This is a genomic window from Paenibacillus sp. FSL L8-0494, from assembly GCF_038003695.1.
Classification (GTDB): domain Bacteria; phylum Bacillota; class Bacilli; order Paenibacillales; family Paenibacillaceae; genus Paenibacillus_AQ; species Paenibacillus_AQ odorifer.
Window position 1 is genome coordinate 5,703,136 of the sequence record NZ_JBBOPQ010000001.1, and the last position, 12,186, is coordinate 5,715,321.

General features: G+C 46.8%; 12 protein-coding genes. 5 read left to right on the forward strand and 7 right to left on the reverse strand.

Features of this window, described 5'->3' with window-relative positions; all coding sequences use genetic code 11:
- Positions 1-77: 77 nt before the first annotated feature.
- From NYE35_RS25780 to NYE35_RS25810, 7 genes are all read right to left on the reverse strand, one after another.
- Positions 78-635, reverse strand: a complete 558-nt coding sequence (locus NYE35_RS25780) for a hypothetical protein (RefSeq protein ID WP_341122227.1) — start codon at positions 633-635, stop codon at positions 78-80.
- A gap of 152 nt (positions 636-787) precedes the next feature.
- Positions 788-1,204, reverse strand: coding sequence for a hypothetical protein (locus NYE35_RS25785; protein WP_036679675.1), 417 nt, complete (start codon positions 1,202-1,204; stop codon positions 788-790).
- Between the two features lie 32 nt (positions 1,205-1,236).
- On the reverse strand, positions 1,237-2,976 hold the full coding sequence (locus tag NYE35_RS25790; protein WP_038573122.1) for an ABC transporter ATP-binding protein: 1,740 nt from the start codon (positions 2,974-2,976) through the stop codon (positions 1,237-1,239).
- Positions 2,973-4,754, reverse strand: a complete 1,782-nt coding sequence (locus tag NYE35_RS25795; protein WP_076141560.1) for an ABC transporter ATP-binding protein — start codon at positions 4,752-4,754, stop codon at positions 2,973-2,975. Before NYE35_RS25795 ends, NYE35_RS25790 begins: the two co-directional genes overlap by 4 nt.
- 175 nt (positions 4,755-4,929) lie before the next feature.
- Positions 4,930-5,955 carry a helix-turn-helix transcriptional regulator gene (locus NYE35_RS25800; RefSeq protein ID WP_341122228.1) on the reverse strand — a complete coding sequence of 342 codons (1,026 nt, stop codon included), beginning with the start codon at positions 5,953-5,955 and terminating at the stop codon, positions 4,930-4,932.
- A gap of 193 nt (positions 5,956-6,148) precedes the next feature.
- Entirely contained in the window at positions 6,149-6,910 is a 762-nt protein-coding gene (locus tag NYE35_RS25805) for a SagB/ThcOx family dehydrogenase (protein WP_341042918.1), read from the reverse strand.
- Positions 6,911-7,077: 167 nt separating this feature from the next.
- On the reverse strand, positions 7,078-7,302 hold the full coding sequence (locus tag NYE35_RS25810; RefSeq protein WP_019908812.1) for a helix-turn-helix domain-containing protein: 225 nt from the start codon (positions 7,300-7,302) through the stop codon (positions 7,078-7,080).
- Positions 7,303-7,517: 215 nt separating this feature from the next.
- On the opposite strand from NYE35_RS25810, the gene NYE35_RS25815 reads away from it, so the two are divergent.
- The 5 genes from NYE35_RS25815 (at position 7,518) to efeB (ending at position 12,002) form a co-directional block, all read left to right on the forward strand.
- Positions 7,518-7,685: a hypothetical protein gene (locus NYE35_RS25815; protein WP_169744806.1), complete on the forward strand. Its 168-nt coding sequence runs from the start codon at positions 7,518-7,520 to the stop codon at positions 7,683-7,685.
- 351 nt (positions 7,686-8,036) lie between these two features.
- The gene (locus NYE35_RS25820) at positions 8,037-8,354 is read left to right on the forward strand and encodes a transposase (RefSeq protein WP_036683594.1); all 318 of its coding nucleotides are present in this window, start codon (positions 8,037-8,039) and stop codon (positions 8,352-8,354) included.
- A gap of 11 nt (positions 8,355-8,365) precedes the next feature.
- Positions 8,366-9,229 (forward strand): IS3 family transposase, encoded by an 864-nt coding sequence (locus NYE35_RS25825; RefSeq protein ID WP_341122510.1) that lies wholly within the window; start codon positions 8,366-8,368, stop codon positions 9,227-9,229.
- Between the two features lie 542 nt (positions 9,230-9,771).
- Positions 9,772-10,659 (forward strand): iron uptake system protein EfeO, encoded by an 888-nt coding sequence (efeO, locus tag NYE35_RS25830; RefSeq protein ID WP_036679682.1) that lies wholly within the window; start codon positions 9,772-9,774, stop codon positions 10,657-10,659.
- 5 nt (positions 10,660-10,664) lie between these two features.
- Positions 10,665-12,002 (forward strand): iron uptake transporter deferrochelatase/peroxidase subunit, encoded by a 1,338-nt coding sequence (gene efeB / locus NYE35_RS25835; RefSeq protein WP_036679684.1) that lies wholly within the window; start codon positions 10,665-10,667, stop codon positions 12,000-12,002.
- The last annotated feature ends 184 nt before the right edge of the window (positions 12,003-12,186 follow it).

Here is a 12,186-nt window from a genome sequence, read left to right on the forward strand (position 1 = left end):
TCCTATTTATTATACGGGCACACCTGTGTACTTTTCTAGGAATGGTTTCTTTGAGTAGGTATACCTTACAGTCATCCCTACATTTTAAAATGTTCACGAACTAACCTAAATTGTTCTTCTACGCTCATATTTAGTTTTCTTTCTATGGTTTTGATGCCCAGCTTAGTGCAAGCGTTCTTTATTTCATTGGAGAACTTAATCATAGATTTATTACTGTGTTTAATTGTTTCTTCTGGATTTAACTTATAAGCGTTAATGCAGTCCAGAATCATCTTATGGTCTTCTCTAAAGTAATATAATCTCTCTATCTCCGCATCGGACGTATAAAAACATATCATTCTCTTTTCCGGGATAAACGGTATCTCTTCGACCACTTGAAATAACCATTGGCAATGTTCATCTACAGGTTTATTAAACCACTTATTCCAATCTAAACTAGGATTAGGGAATTGAAGGGCAGGATATTCAATAGGACTAGAGAATGGTCTATATTTTAAGAGATCATCCCCTAATGTTTGAAAACCTAATTCCTCTACAAACTTCTTGGTCATAGTAGTCTTTCCAGCACAAGGTCCACCATTTAGCCAATATACATGTTTTAATTGTTCTTTCAAATAATTATTATTTATCTTCATCCAACACACCCCGTTTATATTTAAAAAGCTTACTCTGACACGTTGGTTGTGAGGGGTTGGCGGATTCTTATCTTTCTAGACAAAAAAAGCCTTCCCCACCCTAAAGGGTGAAGAAAGCTTAAATGTGTATCCCCAAATTATGGGCAGCTATATTAGGTTTTCGTACCCGAGGGTGCCTTAGCCAACTGCTCCTCCAGCCACCTTATCGCCTCAGCCTCTCCGGAGAAAGCACCTCCGGGGCAGCCGTAGGTTCTTTTAGTGGACAACGCTGTAACTGGCTTGTAGACAGCAAGCAACTTAGCATTCTGCATTACGACCGCGATGCCTGAACAATATTGGGCGATTTCCCGCTTGTTCATCTTGCACCAGTTCATATACAGCTGTGTGACCGCACGCTCTGGACGTGTGTTTTTCTCTGCGGAATGCACCATCAGCAGGCCGAAGGCAGATCGGCGCGCGAGCAGCTCTTCCCAATAAGCGATATATTCTTCTACTGTCTCCTGATCAAACGCCTCCCCCAAACTAAGGCTTATGATCGGCCAAGTGGATTCATCCTTTGTTATAGGCATACGTTTCCCTCCTAAAATGTGCTGAGCATTGCCTAAGATGTGATGCGGAATCCAACGGACTGCTGTTGCAGCTTCCAGAGCCGGTCGTACAATCCGCCGCGCAGCAGTAAGGCATCATGTCGTCCCTGCTCTACCAGCTGACCGTCTTCCAGTACGATAATGTTGTCCGCACCGCGTATGGTTTTCAGCCGGTGAGCGATAACAATGACGGTCCTGCCCGTAATCAACGCATCAATTCCTTTCTGGATTTCGGCCTCATTCTGCGGGTCAAGCGATGCAGTAGCTTCATCCAACAGCACAATTGGAGCGTTCTTGAGAATCGCACGGGCAATGGAGATCCGCTGCTTCTCCCCTCCGGAGAGCGTGCTTCCGCCTTCGCCTACCGGCGTATCATAACCAAGCGGTAATTTCATGATGAAACCATGGCAGTGAGCCATTTCCGCTGCCTGCTGAATATCCCGCTGCGACGCCCCCGGCCGCCCAAAAGCAATATTGTTCCCAATGGTATCTTGAAACAGGTACACATCCTGAAACACCACCGATACGGATCCTAGCAGATGTTCTGGATCAATCTCCTTGATGTTGCGCCCACCTAGCAGAACACTCCCTTTTTCAGGATCATAGAAACGTGAGATCAGGCGCAGCACTGTACTCTTGCCGCTGCCTGACGGACCCACAATTGCAGTCAGTGAACCTTGCGGCATTTCCAGACTTAAATTTTTGAGAACAGGCTCTCCTCCATAGCTGAAGGTTACATTGTCAAACCTAATGGTGCTGCTTTTAGGAAGAGGACTCGTAGCACCTGTCATTACCGGCTGGCGCAGCAGGTCTACTATACGTTCACCCGCTTGTTCGTTGTAGCGGAATTCGGCATAATTGGCTAGCGCCGTGGTCAATGGATCATAGATTCGTGTGCCGACAATAAGGAATACTGCCAACTGCAAAATACCGAGCTCCCCGCCTAATAATAGATGAACACCTACGTATATCATTAAGGTCAGCCCCGCACGGAGAAGAGCCATAGCGGTTAGAATAACCGGACCGAACATCCCTTCCAGCTTCACACTTTCCTTCATCAAAGTTTTAAAAGAGTTATCCAGACGGACAAATCGTTCTCCCGTCAGATTATAGGCCTTCATCACCCGTATGCCGTTCAAGTATTCTTGCAATCGGTTCGCAGCGTTCAGCTTGGCCTTCATATGATCCGCTCCGAGTCTCCGCCGCAGCTTGCCCGATATATACATGATCAGAAGAGCAACCGGCAGCGCTACGAACATGGAAATCGCCATCCGCCAGTCCAGAAACAGTAAACCAGCAAGTGCAAATATCGGCAGTACAAAAGCCCCCGCAAGCTGTGGCAGCAGATGTGAAATGCCCGTCTCAACGAGCGTGAAATCGCCCATCATCATATTGGCTAAATCACCTGGGTCCCGGCGAGTCAGGTAACCCAGCGGAAGCTTCCGCAGATGTTCTGCTAATTCCGCACGTCCCTGTGCAGCAACATTGTATGCCCCGCGGTAAGCGGTGCGATAGGCGGGAATCTCACTCAGGAACATCAGCACCATGACGGCGACAAGCCCTGCGCAGATCCACCAAAGGCGTTCTGTCTGAAGTTCTGCGCCCACAGTAATATAAGGAGCAAAAATCAACCGCACCGCCTCAATTACAAGCGCGAACGGAAGCACACTAACTAGATTAGCCAGCAAGGAAAAAAGTACAGGCTTCAGCAACTGCTGCGGTTTGCCGGCAGTAATATTATGCAATACCTTCATAGCTGATCCCCTCCTTTTTCCATATGCCAATCTCCGGCGTCACTGTAGGCATGCCACATTTTGGCGTAAAGCCCGTCCGCCTCAATCAAACCTGCGTGCTCTCCACGTTCCACGATTTCTCCATCCCTCAGCACCAGAATTTGTGCAGCTTCACGTATAGAGGAGAGTCGGTGAGCAATGACAATAACCGTCTTGCCGCGCATAAGCTCCGTAAGTGCTAACTGCATATGAAACTCATTTTCCGGGTCGGCAAAAGCAGTCGCTTCGTCGAGCACGAGCACTGGTGCATTTTTGAGAATAGCCCGAGCTACCGCAATGCGCTGCTCCTCACCACCCGAGAGATAGACACCGCCTTCACCAATTAACGTATCGTATCCCTGCGGCAGCCGAGTAATGAACTCGTCGCATTGTGCCGCTCTGGCTGCAGCCTGGACTTCCTCCAGAGTCGCTCCCGGTTTGCCGACAGCAATATTCTCATACAAAGTGTCATAGAACAGGAAGGTTTCCTGAAATACAAAAGCAACTGTATTCATTAATTCATGGATTGCCATATGGCGAATATCGACTCCACCGATACGGATCGCACCCACTTGCGGGTCCCAGAACCGCGGCACCAAGCTGGCCACCGTCGATTTTCCCGAACCTGACGGCCCTACCAGCGCTGTAACCTTCCCTTGTTCCGCACGGAATGAGACTTCGCTGAGCGCCGCTGCAGTCCCTGCATCTTCACTGTAGGAGAAGGTTACATCCACAAATTCAACGTCAAAAGTATGCGGGGATAGCGGTTCTGCTATTTCTGGTACAGGCTGCTGTGCCAAGAGACGGTCCATCCGCTCCACGCCTTCGCCAATATCCCGAGTGCTTGAAGCCAGCAGAAGTAGCTTGTAGAGCGGAGATGAAACGCCGGGCGCCATAATTAGAAAGAACAGCAGCACAAGCGCAAAAGACATGGAATCCGGTCGACCGCTTAGCATGAAGATGCCCACCGGCAAAATAAAGGTAAACGGTGACGCCAGCAATGTTTTGAATAAGATATAACCTGTTTGATAACGGTCCGTATACTCCAGACAATAATCGCAGTAGCTGGTCATATCACTGTAGAACTTTCTGAAAGAATGCACCGTCTGCCCGAACACCTTAACCGCCGGCATCCCCCGTACATACTGCACCGCCGAAGTATTGATCTGCTCCAACGAATCATGATACTGCTTCACACTGGCCTTGCCTCTGCTGCTCATCATAAGCGCTGACTGCACACCTAATCCTATAATTATCGGCAGCAGGCAAGCTACCGCCAACGGCGGACTAAGCCAAAACATCGCCACGATCATCAGCACCGTAGAAGCCAGCACGCTGACTAAATCGGGAAGCTGATGCGCTACGAAATTTTCCACCTTGTCGACATTCTGCTCTAGCGTTTTCTTGACCACGCCAGTTGATGTCCCATTCAGGAAACCGAGCGGCAATCTGCCCAAATGCTCGGTCATTCGCACACGCAAATTATATTGAATTCGAAAAGCCGCAATATGCGAGCACATAATACCACAATACGAAGTCACCAGCCCTCCGATTAACCCTCCAAGTGCAATCCACCCCCAGCGGATCATATACGCACCGTCGACCTGTCCAGGCGATGAAGCATGGCGCAGCAGCTCTGCCAAAATGAAATAAACAGACAAAAACGGAATCAGCATTAATACAGCGCTGACAGATGACAATATTCCGGACAAGAGCAGCAAACCTCGCTTCTCTCCGGCGATCTCCAGCAGCCTTGGCATGCCGGTTTTGGTTTTACTCACAGCTGTTCCCCCACTCTTGGTAATTACGCACAAAAAAAAGTGCACTGAGAATGATTCTCTGTGCACTAGTGTATAGGAACGTTGTTCACGATTGCTACCGTTTAAGGGATTATAATTAACCAAAACAGGAGCATCTGTGCAGGAGGATACGGACTTACAACTTAATACCGAAGAGACGCTGCCTGCCGCTGATCAGATATTCTCCTGGACGCACACCGAACTTTTTGCGGAAGGCTGCCGAGAAATGACTCACATTACCGTATCCAACCCTGGAGGCTGCTTCACTTACAGTCATACTCCCTTGTTCCAGCAGCTGCTGCGCTCTCTGCATCCGTTGTTCGATAACGTAAGCATGCACGGTATAACCAAACATTTCCTTAAAGCCCTTTTTCAGCTTAAACTCATTGAGGCATATAATGCGAGAAAGGCCTGCAAGCGTTGGCGGGTGCAAATAATCACGCTGCAAAATCTCCTTAGCGAGCCGCAGGCTCTCCATATCCTCTCTGGACAGCTTGACCGAGCACGGAATCCGCTCTGCTTCATATAAAGATTCATTGAGATAGACAGCCATTAGCTCCAGCATTTTGCCCTCCAGATAAAGTTCACGCATGCCATGGCTATAGGAACAATCCGCAATCTGCGACAGAATGAAGCGGATGGATGGTGTGATGTTATTTTTTCCAAAAAACAAACCCGCACCAGCTCCAATGCGAAGCCGTGTATCTTCGGTCAGACCACTGGTCATCCGCTCAAATTGTGCCGGGCTCATATCTATGCTGATGAATCGGTACCCCGCCCCACTCAGGTATGTGCAGTTTTCACTTCTTACCCCGCCATGAAACAGCGCAATTTCTCCCGTATCTATAACAAAATAGTCCGATTTCAGCGAAGTCCCCCACTCAATGCCATGCCCTATGCAGAAAGCCAGCTCCGTACGCGGAGTGCTAAAATTGCCCTTTGCTTCGATATCCCGATTAAACCGGAGATTAAAATCTGTCATCTGGATATACCCATGGCTAAGCAGACTGCGGCAACTGCCTTCCCCTATTTCGACTGGGGGTTTAATCTCAAAATGAGCCCCATTAAAACGGTAATTATAATCTACCTCTTCACATGTAAGCGTCTTATGGGCATCAATCGTTTCTGCTTCTTTCAGTCCATTGCTTCGCTCCATGCTCATCCCTGCTTCCTCTTACTTTGGGTTAATTATATATGCAATGAGAATGATTATCAATTAAACAATACGATTTCCTCTTCGTTCAAACTGAGCAGTTGGGCAAATAAGCTGGAATATAAACAAAAAACCTTCCCCACCCCGAAGGGTGAAAAAGGCTTACACGCATCACTTCCGAAGACATATCTAGCATTCCTAGCTATTCTCGTTTCTTGCCAACTGCACCAAGATAGATAACAAATTCTTCATCGCCGTCTAATTCTAAAATCTCATCTATCAACTTTTGATCATAGATTCCAATCGCGCAAGCACCTGCACCGATGGATTCGCTGGCTAAATATAGGTTCTGGCAGACATGTCCAACATCGATGAGGATTTTTTTGTGAGCAGAAATATCGTACTTCCATTCGGAGCGGTAGGGTGTGGTACTCCAGGCAAACAATACAGAAGCCTTTTTGGCAAAGTTAGGGACAAAGGGCTGATCCAAAGTAATAGCATCAATCTTTTGTTCAAGTTGATCTAATTCAAACATAAATAAGAGCTTATGTTCCACAGGCAGATATCTGTAGATCCCTTGCCCAATACCCTCTACCAGCATAATCATTAAATAGGTTTCAAAGGTGTGCGTCGCCCCACTGCAGGGTACAGTCCGCAGCGTAAGTCCGTTCTTATTCATACCGCTAATCCCTTGGGTAGCCCATAATAAATAGGATAACTCCTCCAGACTCATAGTTTCCTCAGAATAGAACCGTGTACTTCTTCTTTGATCTATACAATCAAAAATATTTTCTTTACTCACAACGTCTTTGCTGACCTTGGGCAAATCAATAATTAGTGAATCTGAATCAAATGGCTTAACAATTGGCGGTTGTGCAATTCCCTTGATCTTATCTGTTTTGATATGTTTGAATTCATGAAAATTAGATTTCAGAAAATTTCTTTGTTGTTCATATCTGGTCATAACAGATCCTCCTGAATTCCCTTAATATCTCTAATCTATCATGTCATAAAAATCATACGGTGATCTAACTCACTCTTCAGTTGCTTTTGGTGCGTAAACAAAAAACCTCCCTTTGCCCCGAAGAGCAAAAGAAGGCTTAAACGCGTCACTTCCGAAGACATGGCCAGCTATATTTTCAGCTCCCCAAGCTTGATCAGCTCGACAACCGCTTGTGAACGGCCTTTAACGTTTAGTTTTTGCATTACATTGGAAATGTGGTTTCGAACTGTTTTTTCGCTGATAAATAATAAGCCAGCGATATCACGAGTCGTTTTGTCCTGCACGAGAAGCTCAAAAACTTCGCGCTCACGATGAGTCAACAGAAATTTGCTGTGGTGTTCGTTCCCCTTCAATGGTGTCACCCCTCCTTGCCCTGGGTTTGTTTGGTATAACAAGGTAAAGGGATACAGTCAAAACATATTATGTATTGTTGATGTTAATGGTGCTGTAACAATTATAAAATGGGCTTAGTTCATTCAAATGCAAAAGCCTGAAATTTTCATGAATAAGAACATCTTTTTTCAGGGCAAACTACGGTTTGTTGTTCCTTATTAAAGGAGGTGTATGTATGAGCCATTCAAAAAACAATCAACCCACCAAAGCAGAAGTACAAACAACGAAATTAAACAAATTACCACTCGTAGGTAAATTCGAACCTGAATTTTCTGCAGAGGAAGCTGCAGAAGTGTTCGAAAACCAACCCTCTGCCGATCATGAATCCCATAATGAACGATAAAAAGCGGATGACCTTTGATCTTATTCTTAAGCAGATCAAACCTTCAAAGAATGGGACTGTCGCATTAACAGCTTAATTAACTATAAATGAGACGGTTCGCTTCATTTAAACATCGTAAACAATATAGAGCAGCGATTCGCCATTAATGGGAATCGCTGCTTTATGTTGTGGACCGTCGGCTGCCCGCTCCAATAGTGTATTCATCAGCCCCAACTGAGGCCTTCGGACCCAGATGGCGTTATTTGCAAATTTATCGCCTTTTGAGCGAAGTTTCGGACTCCATGAAGCTAGAATAAAAAGTGGACAGTAGTTAACAGACTGGCGATAATGAGTCCACGGAGGTGTGTTCACATGGGAGAACATCGACAACGGTACAACGAAGAATTTAAAAAACAGACAGTGCAGTTCATTCAAGAGCAAACAAAGACAGTGGGCGACTTGGCGGAAGAGCTCAACATCCCAAAAAGTACCCTGCATCAATGGATGAGCCAGTATCGAGAACTAAAGAATGAACCGGCAGCTAGCGTGGATCGAGTACGGGAACTCGAGGCACAGTTGAAAGAAATGAGCCGTCAACTTCAAGAAAAAGATAACAAGATTGCCGATGTGGAAGAGGAATTAGCGATCGTAAAAAAAGCAGTGCACATCTTCAGCAAACCAAGGAACTGAGATTCCAGTTTATTGAAAAACATCGCTCCGAGTTTCTCTTGGAGAAGATGTGCATGACCCTACATGTGTCACGGAGCGGGTACTACAAGTGGCGGACAGAAAAAAACAGTACGCATATGCTTCGTAAGGCTGCGATAATGAAGCGAATTCAGTATCATTTTGCAGACCATCAAAAGCGGTATGGGAGTCCGAAGATCACCCGCCTGTTACATCAAGAAGGTCATACCGTTACCGAACGCACGGTGAGTGTGTACATGCGACATATGAAGCTTCGCTCCATTGTCTCCAAAACGTATCGCGTACAGACCACTGACTCCAATCATGACCATCCGATTGCCCCGAATACGCTGAACCAGCAATTTAAAATACTCAAACCCAATTCAGTATGGGTTACCGACATTACGTACATTCCTTGCCGGGGAGGGCGCTTGTACCTGGCTAGTGTAATGGACCTTTGCACGCGCGAAATCGTGGGGTGGCGCTTGGAGAACCATATGGAAACTAGCTTAATTTCGGGCGCCTTACAAGATGCTTACGAAGCTAAACAACCGGAAAAGGGTCTATTACATCACTCCGATAGAGGTTCTCAATATACTTCTCATGAATACAGGCAGCAGTTGAAAGCGTATGGCATGGAGTCCAGCATGAGCCGCAGAGGTAACTGTTATGATAACGCCTGTATCGAGTCGTGGCACAGCATTTTGAAAAAGGAGCTCATTTATTGTAATCCACGATTCAAAACTAAGGAGCAAGCCTACCAGACACTTTTTCAATATATTGAGTTTTATTATAACCGCAAGCGAATGCATGGCGCGCTGGGGTATCTTTCTCCAGTTCGTTTTGCTGAGCAATTGACTAGAATGTCTGTTGCGTGAGTGTCCACTTTCTTGACAGAGGTCCACCAGTGACGCTATTCCTTAGAAACAGGCCCATATTCGGTACTTTTCAAGTCAATAGTGACTATGCGGTCCGATAGCGACTCAAATATCGAATAATGCTGCATTTAGTGTCATCTGAGTCCTTTAGTTACTGCGTATGCCCAAAGATCAACTTGTCGGTTACTGCTGACTACGCATAAAGGTTCGCTGGGGCCTTTACTGCTGCGTACGCGCAAAGGTTCGCTGGGGCTAGAGCTGAGTTCGTTGTTGCTGAATATGCGAAGAGAATAGTTGGGCCGATTACATAGTACTGTGTACGTTCGCTTGTTCGCTGGGGCGGTTACTATTCTGCTTTTTCAATTGTAATCGGATACATTACCACAAACCATACTCCCAACCCTGGGAGTTTTTTGTCGGGCAATTATTACAATGAGATACATCACATTTTTATATTGACAGTAATTGTATACGGACTTATGATAAGTCCAGCATAATTGATAACGATTATCATTTAGATATAAAAAAGGGGTGTTTTTTTAATGAAATTTACTTATGCGGTGCCTGCAGGTCTGCTTGCAGCCTCCATACTATTTACCGGATGTGCCAATAACAACAATTCTACAAATACTGCTACCAACAGCACTACAGCCACCAACACACCGACGACTGCTGCGGCTACCAACACACCGGAGACTGCCGCCGCTGACTTCACGTCAGCTATAGATCAATATCGCACATACGTCATCCAGCAATGTGATGAATTTGTTAAGCAAACAGAGAGTTTCACCAACGCTGTAAAAGAGGACAAGATTGATGAGGCTAAGGCGCTCTATGCTCCTGCCCGCATGTATTATGAACGGATTGAGCCTATTGCAGAAGCACTTGGCGACTTGGACCCAAATATCGATGCCCGGGAAAATGATGTAGATGCGGCAGAGTGGCGCGGTTTCCACAAGCTTGAGAAAGCACTCTGGCAGGACAATACAACTAAAGATATGACAGAAGTTGCTGACCAATTGTTGAAGGATGCACAGCTGTTACGTGCGAAAGTTGAGACCGTTGAGATCGACGCGAATCTGCTCGTAACTGGTGCTGTTGAGCTTTTAAATGAAGTCTCCTCCTCCAAAGTAACCGGAGAGGAAGAACGTTACTCGCACACAGACCTGTATGATTTCGTCGCAAACGTTGAGGGCGCGCAAAAGATATACGAGCTGTTAAAACCAGAACTAGCTAAAAAGGATGCCGATCTTGAAAAAACCATTGGTGAACGATTCGCTGCCTTGCAAGCTGAGCTTGCCCCTTTCAAATCCGGAGATGGATATGTTTCCTATGAAGAGCTGAAAGAAGATGAAGTACGTAAACTGAGTCAGAATTTGGACGCCTTGGCTGAGCCATTGTCCAACATGGGAACTATTCTAGGAGTGTGACCCTCATGAATAAACATAACAAGTTCACTGGAGTACCAGGTAATCCTGAAAGTCCCCCTCTTAATGATCAATCGAAGAATCAGCCTATATTTGGTAAAAAATTAAGCCGCCGCGATATGCTGCGGCTTACTGGCGCCACTGGCCTTGGTCTTTTGTTAGGGGGCGGAGGTGTCGGTGGAATTATAGCTGCGCGTAATGCTGTAGCTGAGCCAACGAAAGCCGCAGAAGGTGATTCCAGTTCCATTCCTTTTTATGGGAGCCATCAGGCGGGAATTTTGACACCTGCACAAAACTTTATTTATTTTGCTGCCTTTGATTTCACCACAACCAAACTGGCCGATGTGAAAAAACTAATGCAAGCATGGACCACTGCCGCTGCCGCTCTTACTACTGGCGAGCTTATTGGTGACGTAAATGACAATCCCAATCTTCCGCCCTCAGACACCGGGGAAGCGGACGGGCTAAACCCTGCACGGTGTACGCTGACCTTTGGTGTTGGCCCTTCCTTTTTTGATGAAAGATTCGGCTTAGCTTCGAAACGCCCAGCCCTATTGGCCGATCTTCCGGCATTTGCGGGTGACAATCTTGATCCGAAATGGTGTGGCGGGGATATTTGTGTGCAAGCCTGTGCCGATGATCTGCAGGTTGCATTTCATGCGATCCGCAATCTGGCTCGTATTGCCCGGGGGACTGCTGTACTACGCTGGACACAGGAAGGTTTTCAACGCACTGGAGCAGCGGATCCCAAGGGGGCTACGCCACGCAATCTTTTGGGTTTCAAAGACGGCACGGGCAATCCCGATACAACTGATAACGCTGAAATGAACAAAGTGGTCTGGAACAGCAGCAGTGACGGTCCTTCTTGGATGAGCGGCGGCACTTATATGGCGGTACGCCGGGTGCGTCTGCGTATTGAAGTCTGGGATCGGTCTTCGCTAAGTGATCAGGAGGCTACCTTCGGGCGTTATCGTCACACCGGAGCTCCACTCGGAGCTAAGGATGAATTCGATGAGTTGGATCTTTCAGCGGCGGACGCTTTCGGGAAACCTGTCATTCCGGCGAATTCACACTCCGCATTGGCGCATGGTGACGGTACAGTCAAAATGCTGCGCCGCTCCTACTCTTTTTCCAGCGGTTTGGATGTCACCACGGGCCAGCTTGATGCAGGTTTGTTATTCATAAGCTTTCAACGTGATTTAATGAAACAATTCGTTGCCATTCAGCAGCGCCTCTCTAAGACTGATCTCCTGAACGAATATATGACTCACACCGGCAGCGCGGTATTTGCCTGCTTCCCGGGTATCCGCAGTGGCGGCTTTATCGGGGAAACACTACTAAGCTAAATTTATGGCTGTCCATTATTGAAGGGGGATTATCCCGATGTTATCTCTTACGCATCCTAAACGGCAAATGCCAAAGGTTGCCTTGCTGATTCTTTTTGGCTTTTTGTGTATGCTTTTGCTCTCCAGCCCCGCGGGGGCGGAGGGCGATGGCACGGTCGACGAGCTCCTGCCGCCGGTCGGCAGC

Coding starts and splice junctions, on each gene's coding strand:
- NYE35_RS25785 (WP_036679675.1), bottom strand. CDS start 1,204: ATGCCTATAACAAAGGATGAATCCACTTGGCCGATCATAAGCCTTAGT.
- efeB (WP_036679684.1), top strand. CDS start 10,665: ATGAATAAACATAACAAGTTCACTGGAGTACCAGGTAATCCTGAAAGT.
- NYE35_RS25795 (WP_076141560.1), bottom strand. CDS start 4,754: ATGCCAAGGCTGCTGGAGATCGCCGGAGAGAAGCGAGGTTTGCTGCTC.
- NYE35_RS25800 (WP_341122228.1), bottom strand. CDS start 5,955: ATGAGCATGGAGCGAAGCAATGGACTGAAAGAAGCAGAAACGATTGAT.
- NYE35_RS25780 (WP_341122227.1), bottom strand. CDS start 635: ATGAAGATAAATAATAATTATTTGAAAGAACAATTAAAACATGTATAT.
- NYE35_RS25815 (WP_169744806.1), top strand. CDS start 7,518: ATGAGCCATTCAAAAAACAATCAACCCACCAAAGCAGAAGTACAAACA.
- NYE35_RS25820 (WP_036683594.1), top strand. CDS start 8,037: ATGGGAGAACATCGACAACGGTACAACGAAGAATTTAAAAAACAGACA.
- NYE35_RS25805 (WP_341042918.1), bottom strand. CDS start 6,910: ATGACCAGATATGAACAACAAAGAAATTTTCTGAAATCTAATTTTCAT.
- efeO (WP_036679682.1), top strand. CDS start 9,772: ATGAAATTTACTTATGCGGTGCCTGCAGGTCTGCTTGCAGCCTCCATA.
- NYE35_RS25790 (WP_038573122.1), bottom strand. CDS start 2,976: ATGAAGGTATTGCATAATATTACTGCCGGCAAACCGCAGCAGTTGCTG.